Origin of the sequence: Escherichia sp. E14V7 (assembly GCF_004212225.1) — a bacterium.
Classification (GTDB): Bacteria; Pseudomonadota; Gammaproteobacteria; order Enterobacterales; family Enterobacteriaceae; genus Escherichia.
In genome coordinates, this window is sequence record NZ_RHJJ01000013.1 from 210115 (window position 1) to 230139 (window position 20025).

The 20025-nt window shown below is 52.8% G+C and carries 18 protein-coding genes; 2 read left to right on the plus strand and 16 right to left on the minus strand.

Features of this window, described 5'->3' with window-relative positions; all coding sequences use genetic code 11:
* Window positions 1-28 precede the first annotated feature (28 nt).
* The 12 genes from nuoL to lrhA form a co-directional block, all read right to left on the minus strand.
* Entirely contained in the window at window positions 29-1870 is a 1842-nt protein-coding gene (nuoL, locus tag D9741_RS15100; RefSeq protein ID WP_130216978.1) for an NADH-quinone oxidoreductase subunit L, read from the minus strand.
* Complete coding sequence (nuoK, locus tag D9741_RS15105) at window positions 1867-2169, minus strand: NADH-quinone oxidoreductase subunit NuoK (RefSeq protein WP_000612644.1); 303 nt, start codon at window positions 2167-2169, stop codon at window positions 1867-1869. Before nuoK ends, nuoL begins: the two co-directional genes overlap by 4 nt.
* Window positions 2166-2720, minus strand: a complete 555-nt coding sequence (gene nuoJ, locus D9741_RS15110; protein ID WP_000393511.1) for an NADH-quinone oxidoreductase subunit J — start codon at window positions 2718-2720, stop codon at window positions 2166-2168. The genes nuoK and nuoJ overlap by 4 nt, the downstream gene beginning before the upstream one ends.
* Window positions 2721-2731: 11 nt before the next feature.
* Window positions 2732-3274, minus strand: coding sequence for an NADH-quinone oxidoreductase subunit NuoI (gene nuoI, locus D9741_RS15115; protein ID WP_130216976.1), 543 nt, complete (start codon window positions 3272-3274; stop codon window positions 2732-2734).
* Window positions 3275-3288: 14 nt separating this feature from the next.
* Window positions 3289-4266 carry an NADH-quinone oxidoreductase subunit NuoH gene (gene nuoH / locus D9741_RS15120; protein WP_000118685.1) on the minus strand — a complete coding sequence of 326 codons (978 nt, stop codon included), beginning with the start codon at window positions 4264-4266 and terminating at the stop codon, window positions 3289-3291.
* Window positions 4263-6989 (minus strand): NADH-quinone oxidoreductase subunit NuoG, encoded by a 2727-nt coding sequence (gene nuoG, locus D9741_RS15125; protein ID WP_130216974.1) that lies wholly within the window; start codon window positions 6987-6989, stop codon window positions 4263-4265. The genes nuoH and nuoG overlap by 4 nt, the downstream gene beginning before the upstream one ends.
* A gap of 52 nt (window positions 6990-7041) precedes the next feature.
* Window positions 7042-8379, minus strand: coding sequence for an NADH-quinone oxidoreductase subunit NuoF (nuoF, locus tag D9741_RS15130; RefSeq protein ID WP_130216972.1), 1338 nt, complete (start codon window positions 8377-8379; stop codon window positions 7042-7044).
* Window positions 8376-8876, minus strand: a complete 501-nt coding sequence (gene nuoE / locus D9741_RS15135; protein ID WP_000545042.1) for an NADH-quinone oxidoreductase subunit NuoE — start codon at window positions 8874-8876, stop codon at window positions 8376-8378. Before nuoE ends, nuoF begins: the two co-directional genes overlap by 4 nt.
* 2 nt (window positions 8877-8878) lie before the next feature.
* Window positions 8879-10681, minus strand: coding sequence for an NADH-quinone oxidoreductase subunit C/D (gene nuoC, locus D9741_RS15140; RefSeq protein WP_000247878.1), 1803 nt, complete (start codon window positions 10679-10681; stop codon window positions 8879-8881).
* A 93-nt stretch (window positions 10682-10774) separates the two neighbouring features.
* Window positions 10775-11437 (minus strand): NADH-quinone oxidoreductase subunit NuoB, encoded by a 663-nt coding sequence (nuoB, locus tag D9741_RS15145; protein WP_000386733.1) that lies wholly within the window; start codon window positions 11435-11437, stop codon window positions 10775-10777.
* 15 nt (window positions 11438-11452) lie between these two features.
* Window positions 11453-11896: an NADH-quinone oxidoreductase subunit NuoA gene (gene nuoA, locus D9741_RS15150; protein ID WP_000062997.1), complete on the minus strand. Its 444-nt coding sequence runs from the start codon at window positions 11894-11896 to the stop codon at window positions 11453-11455.
* Window positions 11897-12516: 620 nt separating this feature from the next.
* Window positions 12517-13455, minus strand: a complete 939-nt coding sequence (gene lrhA, locus D9741_RS15155; protein WP_130216970.1) for a transcriptional regulator LrhA — start codon at window positions 13453-13455, stop codon at window positions 12517-12519.
* Window positions 13456-14379: 924 nt separating this feature from the next.
* Between lrhA and alaA the strand changes: the two genes are divergently transcribed.
* Window positions 14380-15597, plus strand: a complete 1218-nt coding sequence (gene alaA, locus D9741_RS15160) for an alanine transaminase AlaA (protein WP_064526608.1) — start codon at window positions 14380-14382, stop codon at window positions 15595-15597.
* An 83-nt stretch (window positions 15598-15680) separates the two neighbouring features.
* A complete protein-coding gene (yfbR, locus tag D9741_RS15165; protein WP_130216968.1) occupies window positions 15681-16280 on the plus strand; it encodes a 5'-deoxynucleotidase in 600 nt (199 codons plus the stop codon).
* Between the two features lie 60 nt (window positions 16281-16340).
* Here yfbR and D9741_RS15170 read toward each other — a convergent pair whose 3' ends face one another.
* The 4 genes from D9741_RS15170 to yfbV form a co-directional block, all read right to left on the minus strand.
* Window positions 16341-18173, minus strand: a complete 1833-nt coding sequence (locus D9741_RS15170) for an SLC13 family permease (protein ID WP_130216966.1) — start codon at window positions 18171-18173, stop codon at window positions 16341-16343.
* A gap of 86 nt (window positions 18174-18259) precedes the next feature.
* Window positions 18260-18910 carry a hexitol phosphatase HxpA gene (hxpA, locus tag D9741_RS15175; RefSeq protein WP_130216964.1) on the minus strand — a complete coding sequence of 217 codons (651 nt, stop codon included), beginning with the start codon at window positions 18908-18910 and terminating at the stop codon, window positions 18260-18262.
* A 10-nt stretch (window positions 18911-18920) separates the two neighbouring features.
* Complete coding sequence (locus D9741_RS15180) at window positions 18921-19415, minus strand: YfbU family protein (RefSeq protein ID WP_130216962.1); 495 nt, start codon at window positions 19413-19415, stop codon at window positions 18921-18923.
* An 83-nt stretch (window positions 19416-19498) separates the two neighbouring features.
* Entirely contained in the window at window positions 19499-19954 is a 456-nt protein-coding gene (gene yfbV / locus D9741_RS15185; RefSeq protein WP_000106627.1) for a terminus macrodomain insulation protein YfbV, read from the minus strand.
* Window positions 19955-20025 lie beyond the last annotated feature (71 nt).

Consider the following 20025-nt stretch of genomic DNA (forward strand, 5'->3'; position numbering starts at 1 on the left):
CGCCGGGTATATTCACTCAGCCAACAACTCAACGCAGTACCATCAACAGTGCCAGCACCACGACCGCACCGATGCTCATGGATGCCACATACCAGCGCAGGTAGCCGTTCTCGCTTAACAGCAGGCCTTTACCTGCAAAGCGGGAAAGGACAGCCGGAATGTTCATCATTGAGTTCAGCGGATCGCGTTTCAGCAACCAGGCAATACCCAGGAACGGCTTGACGAACACTTTGTCGTACAGCCAGTCAAAGCCCCAGGCGTTGTACCACCAGGTACTCAGCAGGCGGCCCGGCGCACTGTTGGCGATGGAGGTCACCAGAGTACGTTTACCCAGCCACAGCCAGGCTGCCAGCAGAATGCCGACCACCGCGACCACGCCAGAGGTAATTTCCAGGGTCAACATGCTGCCGTGCGCCAGCTCCGTCGTTTGCGGAAGCACGCCCTGCAGCGGCGGTACAATCAGTGCGCCAACGAAGGTGGAAAGGATCAGCAGCACAATCAGCGGCAGGCTGTGAGTTACCCCTTTCACGGCGTGAGCGTGAATTTGTTCTTTTCCGTGGAAGACGATGAAAATCATACGGAAGGTGTAGAGCGAGGTCATAAACGCACCGACCAGACCTGCCACCATCAGATTGATATGACCATTCGCCATCGCACCCGCTAGGATCTCATCCTTACTGAAGAAGCCCGCAGTGACCAGCGGCAGTGCCGACAGTGCTGCGCCGCCCACCAGGAAGCAGAGATAAACCAGCGGAATAGATTTACGCAGACCACCCATCTTGAAGATGTTCTGTTCGTGATGGCAGGCCAGAATGACGGAACCGGATGCCAGGAACAGCAGCGCTTTAAAGAACGCGTGGGTCATCAAGTGGAAAATCGCCGCATCCCATGCCTGCACGCCAAGCGCAAGGAACATGTAGCCAATCTGGCTCATGGTAGAGTAAGCGAGAACACGTTTGATGTCGGTCTGTACCAGCGCGGCAAAACCGGCCAGCAGCAGCGTAACCGCCCCGACAATACCCACCAGATGCAGAACTTCCGGCGTCATCAGGAACAGGCCGTGGGTACGGGCGATCAGGTAGACACCCGCGGTTACCATCGTTGCGGCGTGGATCAGCGCGGAGACAGGCGTCGGGCCCGCCATCGCGTCGGCAAGCCATGTCTGCAACGGCAACTGCGCAGATTTACCGACCGCACCGCCCAGCAGCATCAGCGTCGCCCACATCAGCATGTTATTGCCGTCAGCAAAGTGCGCTGGTGCCAGTTCCACCATTTCGCGGAAGTTCAGCGTACCCAGCTCGTTGTAGAGAATGAACAGCGCGAAAGCGAGGAACACGTCACCCACACGGGTCACGACGAACGCTTTCATTGCCGCTGCGCCATTCTTCGGATCGGTGTAATAGAAACCGATCAGCAGATAGGAGCACAGGCCCACGCCTTCCCAGCCGAGGTACATCAGCAGCAGGTTATCGGCGAGAACCAGAACCACCATGCTGGCGATGAACAGGTTGGTGTAAGCGAAGAAGCGAGAGTAGCCCTCTTCACCACGCATGTACCAGGAGGCGTACATGTGAATAAGGAAACCCACACCAGTGACCACCGAGAGCATGGTCAGCGACAGGCCGTCCAGCACCAGGTTAAAACCGATGTTAAAGTCGCCTACCGACATCCACGTCCACAGCGGCTGGCTGTATGCCTGCTCGCCGTTAGCAAAGAAGTCGACGCCAATAAAGGCAGTTACCAGCGCCGCCAGGCCCACAGAGCCAACGCCGACGATCGCCGAGACGTTTTCAGACCAGCGCCCACGGGAGAACGCCAGCAGGACGAAGCCAATCAATGGCAAAATAATGGTTAAGGCAAGTATGTTCATCCGCGCATCTCACTTACTGAATCGATGTTCAGGTTCTGGCGACGACGGTGAAGTTGCAGCAGCAGCGCAAGGCCGATACTCGCTTCTGCCGCCGCGAGGCTGATGGCGAGAATGTACATCACCTGACCGTCGGTCTGGCCCCAGTAGCTTCCGGCGACCACAAAGGCCAGCGCGGAGGCGTTAATCATGATTTCCAGACCAATCAGCATAAACAGCAGATTGCGACGGATAACCAGACCGGTTAAGCCAAGAACGAATAAGATTGCCGCGAGGATCAGTCCATGTTGTAAGGGGATCATGCGTGCTCCTCCGTTTTTCTTTTCGCGCTGTCGTCTTTACGATTGCTCAGCACTTCACCCGCACGCTCTTCACGACCGACGTGGAAGGCCACAACCAGACCCGCGAGCAGCAGCATAGAAGCCAGTTCCACCGCCAGTACGTAAGGCCCGAACAGCGTAATACCCACTGCTTTAGCACTGATTGGCGTACCGTCGATACCCTGATCGTTAACACCGAGGATGGCGTAAACAATCACCACCAGCATGATGGCCGACAAAATTGCCGGACCAATCCACACCTGCGGTTTCAGCCACTGGCGTTCCTGTTCGATTTCCGAACCGCCCAGGTTGAGCATCATCACCACGAACACGAACAGCACCATAATGGCACCCGCGTAGACGATAATTTCCAGCGCACCGGCGAAGTAAGCGCCCAGTGAGAAGAACACCCCGGAAATCGCCAGCAGCGAAATAATCAGGTACAGCAGTGCGTGTACCGGATTGGTATGGGTGATCACTCGCAAGGTCGCAAGTATGGCTATCAGGCCACAGATATAAAAAGCGAACTCCATTGCCCCTCTCCTTACGGTAACAGGCTCTTGACGTCGATAGGCTTGGCTTCGTTCTCTGCTTCGCCCTTATCTTTGCCGTCGATTGCCATACCTGCCATCCGGTAGAAGTTATATTCCGGGTATTTGCCCGGACCGGAGATCAGCAGATCCTCTTTCTCGTAAACCAGATCCTGGCGCTTGTATTCCCCCATTTCGAAATCCGGGGTTAACTGAATCGCCGTGGTCGGACAGGCTTCTTCGCACAGACCACAGAAAATGCAGCGTGAGAAGTTGATGCGGAAAAATTCCGGATACCAGCGACCGTCATTGGTTTCTGCTTTTTGCAGCGAGATACAGCCGACCGGGCAGGCTACCGCACAGAGGTTACAGGCTACGCAACGCTCTTCGCCGTCCGGGTCGCGGGTCAGAACGATACGACCACGATAACGGGGCGGCAGATAGACCGGCTCTTCCGGGTACATTCGCGTTTCGCGTTTGGCGAACGCGTGCAGGCCGATCATCCAGATACTACGAACCTGGGTGCCGAAACCTACTAACAATTCTTTTAAGGTCATGGTCTTATTGCCCCTTATTGCGCCTGCCAGAGAATGACAGCCGCCGTTACCAGCAAGTTGATCAGCGTCAGCGGCAGGCAGATTTTCCAGCCGAAGGACATTACCTGGTCATAACGCGGACGCGGTAACGACGCACGAATCAAAATGAACATCATCATAAAGAACGCGGTTTTCAGCGCGAACCAGATGAATGGCGGTAACAACGGGCCTTGCCAGCCACCGAAGAACAGCGTCACCATCAATGCAGAGATGGTCACAATCCCGATGTACTCACCCACGAAGAACAGACCGAACTTCATACCGGAATATTCAATGTGGTAACCATCCGCCAGTTCCTGCTCGGCTTCCGGCTGGTCAAACGGGTGACGGTGACACACCGCCACGCCCGCGATGGCAAAGGTAATAAAACCAAAGAATTGCGGGATGACGTTCCACACATGCGCCTGGCTGTTGACGATGTCGGTCATGTTGAATGAACCGGCCTGCGCCACCACGCCCATCAGGGAAAGCCCGAGGAACACTTCGTAGCTCAGGGTCTGCGCAGAAGCACGCATCGCACCCAGCAGCGAGTATTTGTTGTTACTTGACCAGCCCGCAAACAGCACCGCGTAAACCGCCAGACCTGCCATCATCAGGAAGAACAAAATCCCGATGTTCAGGTCGGCAACCACCCAACCCGGACTGACTGGCACAATTGCAAAGGCCAGCAGCAGCGAGGTAAAGGCAATCATCGGTGCCAGGGTAAAGATGACGCGATCCGAGAATTTCGGGATCCAGTCTTCTTTAAAGAACATTTTGATCATGTCCGCAACCAGCTGGAGCGAACCGCCCCAGCCAACACGGTTAGGTCCGTAACGGTTCTGGAACAGACCCAGCAGGCGACGTTCGCCAAAGCTCATGAATGCCCCACAGGTGACAACCACCAGCAGGATCACCACCGCTTTGAGGATGGTCAGCAGGATCTCAATCAGTTCCGGTGATAACCAACTCATTGTTGTGCCTCCTTGAGATCCTCAAGATGCGCGCCAGCCAGCACCGGAGCAATGCCGGACATACCCATCGGCAAGCCCACCTGCCCTGCCGTCAGCCCTTCGGCGATTTCAACCGGCAGCGTGACCGTGTTGCCATCGTAACTAAAGGAGACGCGTGTCCCCGCATTCACGCCCAACTTCGCGGCATCCGCTGGGTTGAGTTTGATGTACGGTTGCGGCATACGGCTCTGGAAGACCGGAGCACGCTGTGACAATTCATCGCTGCCAAACAGGTGGTAGTACGGCGCGATACGCCATTTCCCGTCCTGCGGCTGGAAGCGTGCCGGTACACTGGTGAAGTAATCCAGACCATTTTCGCTGGTTTCAAACAGACGCACGCCCGGATCGCCAAAGCGCAGTTTGCCGCCCACTTCGTCCTGGAATTTGTTCCACGCCTGCGGGGAGTTCCAGCCCGGTGCCCAGGCAAACGGCACTTGCGAACGGTGCGCGGTCGGCTGGTTGTTACCTTCCATCGAGAAGGTGAACATGGTGTCAATATCCTGCGGCTGACGTGGCTCGTGAACGCTGATATTGGCGCGCATGGCGGTACGACCGCTGTAACGGTGCGGCTCACGGGCCAGTTTCTGCCCACGAATACGGAATGTCGCATCCGGCGCAGCATCTTTGATACCTGCCAGTTCAGGGATTTTCGCCACAACAGCATCAATCACATGGTCGAGCTGCGTCCAGTCCACTTCACGGCTCAGCAGGGTGCTGTGCAACGAGTGCAGCCAGCGCCAGCTTTCCAGCATGACAGTTTGGCTGTCGTAATAGGACGGGTCGTAAACCTGGAAGAAACGTTGGGCGCGGCCTTCATTATTAATTACCGTACCGTCGCTTTCAGCAAAGCTGGCGGCGGAAAGTACCAGATGGGCGTTTTCCATGATCGCAGTGCGTTGATGGTCAACCACCATCACCAGCGGCGCTTTAGCCAGCGCAGCATTCACGCGGGTAGCGGAAGCGTGACGATGCAGATCGTTTTCCAGCACAACCACCGCGTCGGCGCGTCCGGTTTCCAGTTCGGTTAACGCTTCTTCAAGCGATCCACCGCCCATAATGCCCAGCCCCATGCTGTTGACGGAACGGGCAATCATGGTGATACCGACGTCAGCGCCGCGACCTTTCAGGGCTTTCGCCACGTTAGCCGCAGCCTGAATCACTTCAGCGCTACCAGCGTTCGTCCCGGAGATAATCAACGGTTTCTTCGCACCAGCCAGTGCCTGCACGATGACGTCGATTTTGCTTTGCAGCTCAGGTTCGATACCGTCAACCGCTGGCGCGGAGTTATCCAGCGCATGGGCGATGGCAAAACCTAAACGCGCCTGATCTTCAACCGGTGCGCGGTAAGTCCACGCCGCGATATCATCCAGACGGGTGTCATCAACGTTGGTAACAAACAGCGGATGCTTCGCACGTTGGCCGATGTTGAGGATTGCCGCAATCTGCCAGTCAGCCACTTTCTGTGCTGCCGCCATTTCGCGCGCTTTACCTTTCACCGCCTGGCGCACTGCCAGCGCGACGCGCGCGCCGGTCTGGGTAACGTCTTCGCCCAGCACCAGTACCGCATCGTAAGATTCGATTTCGCGCAGTGCCGGCGTATAAATGCCGCCTTCACGTAGTACTTTCAGCGCCAGTTGCAGACGCTCCTGCTCACCGTGAGCGATACCGGTGTAGAAGTTTTCTTCGCCCACCAGCTCACGCAGGGCAAAGTTGCTTTCCACGCTGGCACGCGGAGAACCAATACCGATCACTTTCTTCGACTGACGCAGAATATCTGCCGCGCCCTGCATTGCCTGTTCGGCGTTGAGGGTAATGAAATCATCGCCACGACGCTGTACTGGCTGACGCGGACGATCTTTCAGGTTGACGTAGCCGTAACCGAAACGACCACGGTCGCAGAGGAAATAGTGGTTTACCGTACCGTTGTAACGGTTTTCGATACGACGCAGTTCGCCGTAACGTTCACCGGGGCTGATGTTACAGCCGATGGAACATTGCTGGCAGATGCTCGGCGCAAACTGCATATCCCATTTACGGTTGTAACGCTCGGAGTGCGTTTTGTCGGTAAATACGCCGGTCGGGCAAATTTCGACCAGGTTACCGGAAAATTCGCTTTCCAGCGTGCCGTCTTCCGGGCGACCGAAGTAGACGTTGTCGTGCGCACCGTAAACGCCCAGATCTGTACCGTCAGCGTAATCTTTGTAGTAACGCACGCAGCGGTAGCAGGCGATGCAGCGGTTCATTTCGTGAGAGATGAACGGCCCCAAATCCTGATTACGGTGGGTACGTTTGGTGAAACGGTAGCGACGGAAGGTATGCCCGGTCATCACGGTCATATCCTGAAGATGGCAGTTACCGCCTTCTTCACATACCGGACAGTCGTGCGGATGGTTAGTCATCAACCACTCGACCACACTTTCACGGAACTGTTTCGCTTCTTCGTCGTCAATGGAAATAAAGGTGCCATCGGAAGCCGGTGTCATACAGGACATCACCAGGCGACCACGCGTGTCTTCCGCGTTTTGGTATTGCTTCACCGCACACTGGCGGCAAGCACCGACGCTTCCCAGCGCCGGATGCCAGCAAAAGTAAGGAATATCAAGGCCCAGAGACAGACAAGCTTCCAGCAAGTTGTCCGCTCCGTTGACCTCGTATTCTTTGCCGTCTACATGAATTGTAGCCATTAGCATGCTTCCAGTTTTCTCGGTCAGGGACCGAGCGTTAATCGAAATTCGGTTACCAGCGCTCTTTCAGCAGGTTCGGCTGAATCCCATTAATCAAATGGGTATTGCTGAACGGCTGTTTGATTCCCGCCTCAAATTCTTCGCGGAAATATTTGATGGCGCTCTGTAACGGCTCCACTGCACCAGGTGCGTGGGCACAGAAAGTTTTACCCGGGCCTAAGAATCGACACAGTTGCTCAAGTGTTTCGATATCACCCGGCTGGCCTTCGCCACGCTCCAGCGCACGCAGAATTTTCACGCTCCACGGCAGACCGTCGCGGCACGGCGTACACCAGCCGCAGGACTCACGGGCGAAAAACTCTTCCAGGTTACGCACCAGCGACACCATGTTGATCTCGTGGTCAACCGCCATCGCCAGCGCCGTACCCAGACGGCTTCCCGCTTTACCGATACTTTCGAATTCCATCGGCAGGTCAAGGTGCGCTTCAGTCAGGAAGTCAGTCCCCGCGCCGCCTGGCTGCCAGGCTTTGAATTTCAGACCGTCACGCATACCACCGGCGTAATCTTCGAGGATCTCGCGCGCGGTAGTACCAAACGGCAGTTCCCACAGACCCGGATTTTTCACCCGACCGGAGAAGCCCATCAGCTTGGTGCCAGCATCTTTACTTTTCGAGATGTTCTGATACCACTCCACGCCGTTAGCGAGGATCGCCGGAACGTTACACAGGGTTTCGACGTTGTTGACACAGGTCGGTTTACCCCATGCGCCGGAGGTCGCCGGGAATGGAGGCTTCGAGCGTGGGTTAGCACGACGTCCTTCCAGGGAGTTGATTAACGCTGTTTCTTCGCCGCAGATGTAGCGCCCTGCCCCGGTATGGACGAACAGTTCGAAATCGAAACCTGTTCCAATAATGTTTTTGCCAAGCAGCCCTGCTTCGGTGGCTTCGGCAATGGCACGGCGCAGATTCACTGCCGCTTCGATATACTCGCCACGCAGGAAGATGTAGCCACGGTAAGCTTTCAGCGCAAACGCGGAGATGAGCATACCTTCCACCAGCAGGTGCGGCAGTTGCTCCATCAGCAGGCGGTCTTTATAGGTGCCCGGCTCCATTTCATCGGCGTTACACAGCAGGTAACGGATGTTCATGGATTCGTCTTTCGGCATCAGACTCCATTTCAGGCCAGTCGAGAAGCCCGCGCCGCCGCGCCCTTTCAGACCAGAGTCTTTAACCTGATTAACGATCTCGTCCGGAGACAGCCCGGTCAGCGCCTTACGCGCGCCTTCGTAACCGTTTTTGCTGCGGTATTCGTCCAGCCATACTGGCTGTTTGTCATCACGCAGACGCCAGGTTAGCGGATGCGTTTCGGGAGTACGGATAATGTTTTTCATTTATACCGCTCCAGCAGTTCAGGGATCGCTTCCGGGGTCAGATGCGCGTGAGTGTCCTCATCGATCATCATGTTTGGCCCTTTATCACAGTTCCCCAGGCAGCAAGTTGGCAGCAGCGTAAAGCGGCCATCAAATGTCGTTTGCCCTGGTTTGATGTTCAGTTTTTTCTCGAGCGCCGCCTGAATGCCCTGGTAACCGTTGATATGACAGACCACGCTGTCGCAATAACGGATCACATGGCGGCCTACTGGCTGACGGAAGATCTGGCTATAAAACGTTGCCACGCCTTCGACATCGCTCGCCGGAATACCCAGCACATCGGCGATCGCGTGAATCGCGCCATCCGGCACCCAGCCACGCTGCTTCTGAACGATTTTCAGCGCTTCAATGGACGCCGCACGCGGGTCTTCGTAGTGGTGCATCTCGTGCTCAATCGCTTCACGCTCTGCCGCACTCAGCTCAAAAGCCTCGGTTTGTGGTTGTTGATTCTCGTGCATAATTAGCGGTCCACATCTGACATAACAAAATCGATACTGCCCAGATAAACAATCAGGTCAGACACCAGGCTGCCGCGGATCGCCGCCGGAATTTGCTGCAAATGCGCATAACTCGGCGTGCGGATACGAGTGCGATAACTCATGGTGCTACCGTCGCTGGTCAGGTAGTAACTGTTGATCCCTTTGGTCGCCTCAATCATCTGGAAAGATTCATTGGCAGGCATCACCGGACCCCACGACACTTGCAGGAAGTGGGTGATCAGGGTTTCGATATGTTGCAGCGTGCGCTCTTTCGGCGGCGGCGTGGTCAGCGGGTGATCCGCTTTGAACGGGCCTTCCGGCATGTTGTTGAGGCACTGCTCAAGAATGCGCAGACTCTGGCGCAGCTCTTCCACTTTAAGCATTACGCGGGTGTAGCAGTCAGAAACACCACCACCAACCGGGATTTCAAAGTCGAAGTTTTCATAGCCAGAATAAGGACGCGCCTTACGCACGTCGAAGTCGATCCCGGTGGCTCGCAGGCCAGCACCGGTGGTGCCCCACTCCAGCGCCTCTTTCGCGCCATAGGCGGCAACGCCCTGGGAACGCCCTTTCAGAATGGTGTTTTGCAGCGCCGCTTTCTCGTAAGACGCCAGACGTTTCGGCATCCAGTCGAGGAACTCACGCAGCAGACGATCCCAGCCACGCGGCAGGTCGTGCGCTACGCCGCCAATACGGAACCACGCCGGGTGCATACGGAAACCAGTGATTGCTTCCACCAGATCGTAAATTTTCTGACGATCGGTAAAGGCGAAGAACACGGGCGTCATTGCGCCGACGTCCTGAATAAAGGTCGAGATATACAGCAGGTGACTGTTGATGCGGAACAGTTCGGAGAGCATTACGCGAATGACGTTAACGCGATCCGGCACGGTGATCCCGGCCAGTTTCTCTACCGCCAGCACGTAAGGCATTTCGTTAACGCAGCCGCCGAGGTATTCGATACGGTCGGTATACGGAATGTAGCTGTGCCAGGACTGGCGTTCGCCCATTTTCTCCGCACCACGGTGGTGGTAGCCGATGTCGGGTACGCAGTCGACAATCTCTTCGCCGTCGAGTTGTAAAACGATACGGAAAGCCCCGTGCGCCGACGGGTGGTTCGGGCCGAGGTTGAGGAACATGAAGTCCTCGTTTTCGGTGCCGCGCTTCATCCCCCACTCTTCCGGTTTGAAGGTCAGGGCTTCCATCTCCAGATCCTGTTTGGCTTTGGTCAGCTCAAACGGCGAGAATTCGGTAGCGCGCGCCGGGTAATCTTTACGCAGCGGGTGACCTTTCCAGGTTTGCGGCATCATGATGCGGCGCAGGTTCGGGTGACCGTCGAAGGTAATGCCAAACAGATCCCAGGTCTCACGCTCATACCAGTTAGCGTTCGGGAACAGTTTGGTGAAGGTCGGTACGTGCAGGTCGTTTTCTGCCAGCGCCACCTTCAGCATGATGTCGCGGTTACGATCGATAGAAATCAGATGGTAGAAAACGGAAAAATCCGCGGCAGGTAACCCTTCGCGGTGTGTGCGCAGACGTTCGTCCATGCCGTGTAAGTCAAACAGCATGACGTAAGGTTTCGGCAGTTTCTTTAAGAAATCGCCCACTTCCAGTAATTGTTCACGCTTGATCCACACAACGGGAACCCCGGTGCGAGTCGCCTGAACAGTAAAGGCATCCGGCCCAAAACGGTTGCGCAGTTCGCCAATCACCGGATCATCAAGATGATCGCGGGTCTGCCAGGCGGGTTCTTGCGCGGTTAAGTCGGTCATATTGTTCACCATTGCAAATGGTCCGTGGTGACTGTCGGCGCAGTAAGCTTCGCGAAATAGATTTAGGAATAAGCGAAGAAAAATCCCTTTGCCGACAGGCGCAAATTAAATCTCGTCAGGTGTACGCAGGTTGGTTACGGCAATGCGTTCACCGCGCTTGCGTTCGCGCTCTGATTGCATATTGGCGCGATAAACGCCCTGATCGCCAACCACCCAGGAGAGCGGACGACGTTCTTTGCCGATAGATTCCTGCAACAGCATCAGTGCCTGCATGTACGCTTCAGGACGCGGCGGGCAGCCCGGGATATACACATCAACCGGGATGAATTTATCGACGCCCTGCACAACGGAATAAATATCGTACATACCGCCAGAGTTGGCACAGGCACCCATTGAGATAACCCATTTTGGTTCCAGCATCTGGTCATACAGACGCTGAATAACCGGTGCCATTTTGGTAAAGCAGGTTCCTGCAACCACCATCAGGTCAGCCTGACGCGGCGAAGCACGCAATACTTCTGCGCCAAAACGCGCCACGTCATGCACCGCGGTAAACGAAGTCACCATCTCAACGTAACAGCAGGAAAGACCGAAGTTATACGGCCAAATTGAGTTTTTACGACCCCAGTTAACCATGTCATTGAGCTTGCCCATAAACACGTTTTTGTTAACTTCTTGCTCCAGAGGGTCGGTTACGATCTCCTGCTTTTGCAGGGGGTAACGGTCGTTCTCACCGTTGGGATCTATGCGGGTGAGCGTATAATCCATCTTAATGCCTCGCGGTTAGCGTTGACGATTAGCGATACTGTTCGTTTCCGGGTTCATACGCTCGCGGCGTGAACGCGCGGGCGTCCAGTCCAGCGCGCCAATACGCACCAGATAAACCAGACCTGCCAGTAACACAAAAATAAAAATTGCAGCTTCCACAAAGCCTACCCAGCCGCTTTCGCGGATAGAGGTTGACCATGCGAACAGATACAGCGCTTCAACGTCGAAGATAACGAAGAACATGGCCACCAGATAAAACTTGGCGGACAGGCGTAAGCGGGCGGAGCCGACCGAGTCGATACCGGATTCAAACGGCACGTTTTTTGACCTCGCGCGTGCGCGACCGCCCAAAAACCAACCGCCTACCAGCATCAGGCAACACAGGCCAATGGCAACGATAAGAAAGATAGCGAATGCCCAGTGATGAGCGATGACTTCAGTGGATGTTGACATACTCATTGCTTACTCATCAAAAGTAGCGCCAGATTCACTGCTCTTCACGGCAGATGGACGCCACATCGATTCATGGGGAGGAATAAAAAAAACCTTACAACTACTGTAGTAACAACTTTATACAGTGAATTGATGTGGTCTTTTACCCCTTTCCATAACCTTTTGTCAACTTTAACAAAAGCTTCTTCACATTAATTTACATAATACCAACAACCCTTGCATTTAATGCTCTTCATCCCAGATCATTGACGACTCCAGGAAAATTAGATGTTGTTGAATCGTGTCCGTTGTGAAGCAATGGAAAAAATACGGGTCTATTTTGACAGGAATTTGTGTCGATTCCTCCCCCTAAAAGAGAGTATTTTCTTGATCTGTGACACGCTTTTGTTAATCCATAACAAAAACACAGCAACAAATTCACGTATTTTTTAACATCATTGTAGCAGGAGATTTTTATCCGGCGATTTTTTGTTCGCGCGTATAGAGAATGGCGAGCGGTTGAAAAATGAACACTTTTATTCAATATCCAGAAAAGTCGTTATCATTTATTGTAAAAAAAAACCACTGACGTTCAAAAAAACATCAGCGGCTTGTTTTTACAAATGTGGTTATCTGGTACCAGACAATTATTCGTAATCGCCTTCAATTAACAGAGAATCATCCCCTTCATGGGTACCTATCGTGCTGAACTGCCATGGATTCTGATAACTCTCCATTGCCTGGTATATCACCTGGGCCAGTTCATTACCGCTGGACGGATCATAGCAGAGCAAATATTCGGTATCTGGCAGTGGTGGTAAACCGTCCACAGCACTCAAGACGCGCAGGTCCGGACTCATCATTTCAACCGGCCTGGCCGTTACACCCAATCCCGCTTTCACGGCAGCACGGACCGCCGGCAACGTGGAGGCGACATAAGCCAGACGCCATGGAATATCTGCTTTATTGAGTGTTGCCAGAACCATATCGCGGAACGGACTAGGATCATCCAGCAACACCAGAGGGATCGGCTCGCCTTTTTGCAATACATATTCCGCAGCGCAATACCAGTGCGTTGGAGAAGTTCTCAGGTTCAACGCCTTAAAGGTACCAGGACGATTTGTGGTAACCATTAAATCCACTTCCTGGGACTTCAGCATATCTGCCATATAGGCATTACGCTTAACGCGGACATCCAGCGCAAGTTTCGGATAAACCGAACTCACGCGATTAAGCAGGAAAGGTAAGATCGTATCAGCAGATTCATCTGAAGCGCCGATTGTTAACACGCCCTGAAGATTACTGAACATCAATGATGAGCAAGCTTCATCATTAAAGCGCAGGATCTTCCTGGCATAGCCAAGAAGCTGAATGCCATGTTCAGTTAACAGTTTGTTACGACCATGCCGAGCGAACAGTTCTTTCCCAACGAGTTGTTCAAGACGTTGCATTTGCTGACTAACAGCGGACTGAGTACGACACACGGCGGCAGCTGCGGCAGCAAAAGTGTTCAGATCGGCAACAGCAACAAATGTTCTCAGCAGATCGAGGTCGAGGTTAATTATCGGACGATTTGCACTTATCATATATTATCACTTACTGGCGGCTCATACTGAGCTGGTTAATGCTGTGCACACACAAACAAGCAATTCCATTTGTAATGTGCCTCCCTGGCAGTTTCATCCGGAAGTCTGGATGAAAGTTAAAATGCATATGAGTTGCACTAATAAGAACGACTCACATTGTTCCGTTATAATGCCTGAAGTAGTTCACAGAATATATCTTCAGGAATCGCATATCTATTAAGTTACTCACTCTTTTCTATTTATGACATGCGAGTGTTTGTGTAAATGTAAATGTTGTTCCTTGTTCCACTACTAGCAAAGCGGCGCCAACCCAGCGTGAACACGCATAAGCGGCGATGATTTGTCTGCATCAAAAGTGGGGCTTCCGTCATTTAAGCGAGCATTTTACCCTAAAACCCATTTATTTATAAGGGCCATTGCGAATTATCTGATGCAAAGTTATGTTATGTTAGGCAAAGTAATCTTCTATTATTAATAAGCACAACAAAACCTTTTTGAATATTAAATAATAATTAATTAGCACACCCTGCATTCATTAATTCCGCTTAACAATAGTTTCGCACGTCATCACCTATACGACACTTCGGCGATCACTACTCTGTTAATGTTTCACTTATAATGAAAATATCATGAATATGTTATGTTCGCGATTTCTTAAATCAAAGGAAATTCGCACATTTATCTACCAGACAAAAAACTATGCATTAGATTAATACTTAGAATAAATCACTACAAAACACAAATCATTAAGCATATGCATCTCAATATTTAACGATTATTAAGTTATTAACAGCACATTCCCTTCTTTTACTCTCGCAAAATCTTGTTCTGCAGAACTTCAAAACACCGCCTCGGGGGAGTACATTGTTCTAAGCTGACTTCCACGGCAGGGAGTGGCGATAACAGCAAAAAAGGTCAAGATTCATGTCACCCATTGAAAAATCCAGCAAGTTAGAGAATGTCTGTTATGACATCCGTGGTCCGGTGCTGAAAGAAGCAAAACGCCTGGAAGAAGAAGGTAACAAGGTATTGAAACTGAACATCGGCAATCCAGCCCCGTTCGGTTTTGACGCTCCTGATGAGATCCTGGTTGACGTGATACGCAACCTCCCGACCGCTCAGGGCTATTGTGATTCAAAAGGCCTCTACTCTGCGCGTAAGGCCATCATGCAGCACTATCAGGCGCGAGGCATGCGTGATGTTACCGTGGAAGACATTTACATCGGCAATGGTGTATCGGAGCTTATTGTTCAGGCAATGCAGGCCTTGCTGAACAGCGGGGATGAAATGTTGGTTCCTGCACCTGATTACCCACTATGGACCGCGGCGGTTTCGCTCTCCAGCGGTAAAGCGGTGCACTACCTTTGTGACGAGTCCTCTGACTGGTTCCCGGACCTTGATGATATTCGCGCTAAAATTACGCCTCGTACGCGCGGTATCGTTATTATCAACCCGAACAACCCTACCGGCGCGGTTTATTCCAAAGAGCTTTTAATGGAAATTGTGGAGATTGCGCGTCAGCATAATCTCATTATCTTCGCCGATGAAATTTACGACAAAATTCTCTACGACGACGCCGAGCATCACTCGATTGCGGCGATGGCGCCTGACCTGCTGACCATTACCTTTAACGGTCTGTCGAAAACGTATCGTGTGGCAGGCTTCCGTCAGGGCTGGATGGTGCTGAACGGGCCGAAAAAACACGCCAAAGGCTACATCGAAGGTCTGGAGATGCTGGCCTCAATGCGACTTTGTGCCAACGTTCCCGCACAACACGCGATTCAGACCGCATTGGGCGGCTATCAGAGTATCAGCGAATTTATCTTACCAGGCGGGCGTCTTTACGAGCAGCGTAATCGCGCATGGGAATTGATTAACGACATTCCGGGCGTTTCCTGCGTGAAGCCACGCGGCGCGCTGTACATGTTCCCAAAAATCGACGCCAAACGTTTTAATATTCACGACGACCAGAAGATGGTGCTGGACTTCCTGTTACAGGAAAAAGTTCTGCTGGTTCAAGGGACGGCTTTTAACTGGCCGTGGCCGGATCACTTCCGCATAGTTACGCTGCCGCGCGTTGATGATATCGAACTGTCATTAAGTAAATTCGCTCGTTTCCTTTCTGGCTATCATCAGCTGTAATCTTAAATTCACTGCCGGAGATTGCATCCGGCAGTGTTATCCCCCCACAATGATCTCATGAAGTCATCACACGCAAGGTCGTTATGAAGCAGAGCCATTTTTTTGCCCATCTCTCCCGTCTGAAACTCATTAACCGCTGGCCGTTAATGCGCAATGTACGGACAGAAAATGTGTCTGAGCACAGTTTGCAGGTGGCGATGGTCGCCCATGCGCTGGCAGCCATTAAAAACCGTAAGTTTGGCGGAAATGTCAACGCTGAACGCATCGCTCTGCTGGCGATGTACCACGATGCCTCTGAAGTGCTCACTGGCGATCTCCCTACCCCAGTGAAATATTTCAACTCGCAAATCGCTCAGGAATACAAAGCCATTGAAAAAATTGCCCAACAAAAGCTGGTCGATATGGTTCCGGAGGAGTTGCGGGATATTTTCGCGCCATTAATCGATGAAAATGCGTATAGCGATGAAGAAAAGTCACTGGTGAAACAGGCTGATGCACTTTGTGCCTATCTGAAATGTCTGGAAGAGCTCGCAGCCGGAAATAATGAATTTTTGCTGGCAAAAACGCGGCTGGAAGCGACGCTTGAAACGCGCCGCAGCCAGGAGATGGACTACTTCATTGAGGTCTTTGTTCCCAGCTTCCATCTTTCGCTCGATGAGATTAGCCAGGATTCGCCACTGTAAGCAGCCAGATACCAGCCGACGCAGCCTGATAAGACGCGCCAGCGTCGCATCAGGCTCTCGTTAAAACGGAAACAGCATCGGAATCATCACCACGCAAACCGCCATCACAATAACGGTGAACGGTACTCCCAGCTTCACAAAATCACTAAAGCTGTAATTTCCCGGCCCTAAAACCAACGTGTTAACCGGTGAGGAAACTGGCGTCATAAAGGCGGCGGATGCTGCCATCGCCACCACCATGGCAAATGGATACGGCGAGACGCCCATTGTTTTAGCCGCGGCCAGCGCAATCGGCGCCATCAACACAGCCGTTGCCGTATTCGAAATAAACAAACCAATCACCGCCGACAAGACAAACAAACAGCCAAGCATCATATGTGGCCCGTAACCGCCGCCGATGTCCATTAACCCTTTCACCGCCAGCGCGACACCGCCTGTTTTCTGTAGCGCCACCGCGAACGGCATCATCCCAACGATCAAAATAATGCTCGGCCAGTGAATGGATTTATAGGCGCTTTCAGCATCGATACAGCGGAATTTCCCCATCAGCAGGCAGGCAATGATGGCCGCGATGGGATTAGGGATTTCATCAGTCAGCATTAACGCCACCATCAACACCAGACAGAAAATGGCATGGGGTGCCTGACTGTGCGCAGGCGATGCTTCACTCACCTCTTCCGGTAAGTTCAGCGCCACGAAGTCGCGGCCCTGTTTTGCCAGCATACCGATAAGCTTCCAGTTACCGACGACCAGAATGATATCGCCCAGCAGCAGAGGCTCATCCGCCAACGAACCTTCCAGCGCCACGCCGTTGCGTTTCAGGCCCACCACATTCAGTCCGTAGCGCGTACGAAAGCCAATTTCGCGCACCGACTTACCAATCAACTCAGACTCAGGAATTAATGAAATCTCCGCCATGCCAACATCAAGGGCTTGATCGGAAAAATACTCGCCGCGCAGCACCATCGGTTCCAGCAATTGTTCACTACAAAATTGTCGGAGATCGACATCAGCCGCAGACATATCAATAAGCAAAACGTCACGCGCCCGGAATTCAGAAACCCCGTTCACGTTCACAATAACGCGACGAAAACGCCGCCAGCGTTCAACACCGATGACGTTAGCGCCATAACGTTCACGTAATTTGAGATCGTCCAGTCGCTGGCCAATCATCGGCGAACCGGGACGAATGGCCAGGCGACGCGCGCGCCCGGTAAGTCGGTATTCACGGATAAGATCGCGGAAGGTACGACGCGTCCAGCCTTCGCGCTGCGGGGTCTGGGTATCCCCTTTCAGCATGAAACGCATCACTAACATATACAAGATGCCCAGCACCAGTACGACCAGGCCGATGGGGGTTACGCTAAAGAAACTAAAACCATGATAGCCTTCACGCAGCAATTCACTGTTAATCACCAGGTTAGGTGGCGTTGCCACCAGCGTCATCATGCCGCTGATCAGCCCGGCAAAACTCAACGGCATCATCAGGCGCGACGGCGACGTTTGCATGCGCATAGCGACGCTTAACACCACAGGGATAAAGATAGCGACGACGCCCGTTGAACTCATAAACGCGCCAAGGCCCGCAACGGTCAGCATCAACAAAACCAACATTTTGATTTCACTGTTGCCTGCCACTTTAACCAGCCATGTCCCCATTACAGTGGCGACACCCGTGCGGACTAAACCATCACCAATAATAAACAAGGCGGCGATCAGTACCACGTTAGGATCGGAAAAACCGGAAAACACTTCAGGGACGGTCAGCGTACCGCTTAATGCAAACGCAACAATGACAAACAAAGCGACCGCATCCATACGCACTCTGCCAGTCGCAAACAAGACGATGGCAACCGCCAGTAATGAAAGAACCCAGATCAATTCACCGTTCACAACGTATCCTTGTTAATTGAGGGGGATGGCCTGATTCTGCCACAAAAAAGCCCCGTCGGGACGGGGCTAAATCATGATCTGGCGTTTCACGCAATAATAACGTCACCATTTGGCTGTTTGATCACAGTAATTTGTTCCAGACTATGGAGGACCAAATCTACCTCATTCAGACGCGGGGTATCAGCCGGTGAGTTAACCGCAATGACATGACACCCCGCGGCCAGGCCTGAAAGCACGCCAGCGGGAGCATCCTCCACCACCACACATTCCTGCGGCGCAAGGCCCAACAGTTGTGCACCTAACAGATATGCATCCGGCTCTGGTTTTCCACGTTTAACCCGCTCTGCGGTAACAAACACTTCCGGCGCGGGAAGTCCGGCGACTTTGTGACGTGCTCGCGCAACAGGCATGGAACCAGAAGTGACAATGGCCCACGGAATCCCCGCTTTATTCAAATGATTGAGTAAAGCTATCGCCCCTGGGAGTGCGGTAATACCTTCGGTTTCCGTGGCCTCGATTTGTTCCAGACGGGTAAACTCGGCGGCAATTTCCGTCTCCGATTTACCCATCATGAAATGGCGCAGAGACGTAATCGCCTGTTTACCATGAATAAACGCCAGCACATCTTCCGGTGCTAGCCCATGACGTCTGGCCCAGTTGCTCCACGCCCGCTCTACCGCGGGCAGAGAATCCACCAGCGTTCCATCCAGATCAAACAGAAAACCTTTACACCGCACGCGGGCCTCCTCAGGCGTTGATGATTTGGTTAATTTCGTTAGCGCTCAGGTGATACTGACGCGGGCAGGCATGCCAGACATTCAACATGCGCAGATATTTCTCCCACATTGGCGTCTGGGCATTAAAGCCGTGAGTTCCGGCATCAAAATGGGTGTAACGCCCTTCAACGTTAACCATAAAGCGGACATATCCGAGATAACGCGCTTCGGTGGCGGCGTCAAAGCCGAGGAAGGTGACACGACGTTCATCGATGGATTGCTGGTCCTGTAAATTAGACCAGGAAACATGCAGCGCGTGATACATCTCCATAATGTCGATGATAGTGCGGCAGGTTTCTTCTTTCAGATCGCCAAACTCGCGATCCAGTTCGCGCATTTGTAAACCATAACCACGCTCAATGATTGTTTGCAGGCGACGGTAACGTTCAGCATTTGCCGGATCGAGCATAGTCATCATTTTGTACTGGTTAGACAAAATAAGACGTTGCGCGTTGGTCATTTCCATTGTTGACTCCTGTATCACTCTACTACGGTGAAAAAAAAGAAGGCCGATGTCTGCCTTCTTTTATATGCGTAATCAGGGGTCAATTACAAATCATCAAGGAAAGTTTTATCCAGTTGTTTGAAGGCGCGCTTAAGCGTGTCAGCTAATGCCTGGTAATCAGGCTTGCCTTCAACAGGTGCCAGCACCTGTCCAGACTCCTGCAATTTACCGCGAACTTCATAAAACCAGTTGAGGATTGCAGGTGGTAGTGGCGTTACAGAACGCTTGCCCAGCCACCACAGTCCCTGCATGGGTAAGCTTAGGGCGAACAACGCAGTGGCGACTGCCGGACCAAGCTGACCGCCCAGCGCAATCTGCCAGCAGAGAGTAAACACGGCGATCGGCGGCATAAAGCGGATCGCATAGCGCGTCATCTTAATGACGCGATTCTCAACAAAGACCGGGGCAAGGCGTTTTTCCAGCGGCCACGTCTTTGAGTAATGCTGTCCCCGGCGAAACAAGCTAAAAAAATTAACAGAACGATTATCCGGCGTTGACATGCTTCACCTCAACTTCACATATAAAGATTCAAAAATTTGTGCAAATTCACAACTCAGCGGGACAACGTTCA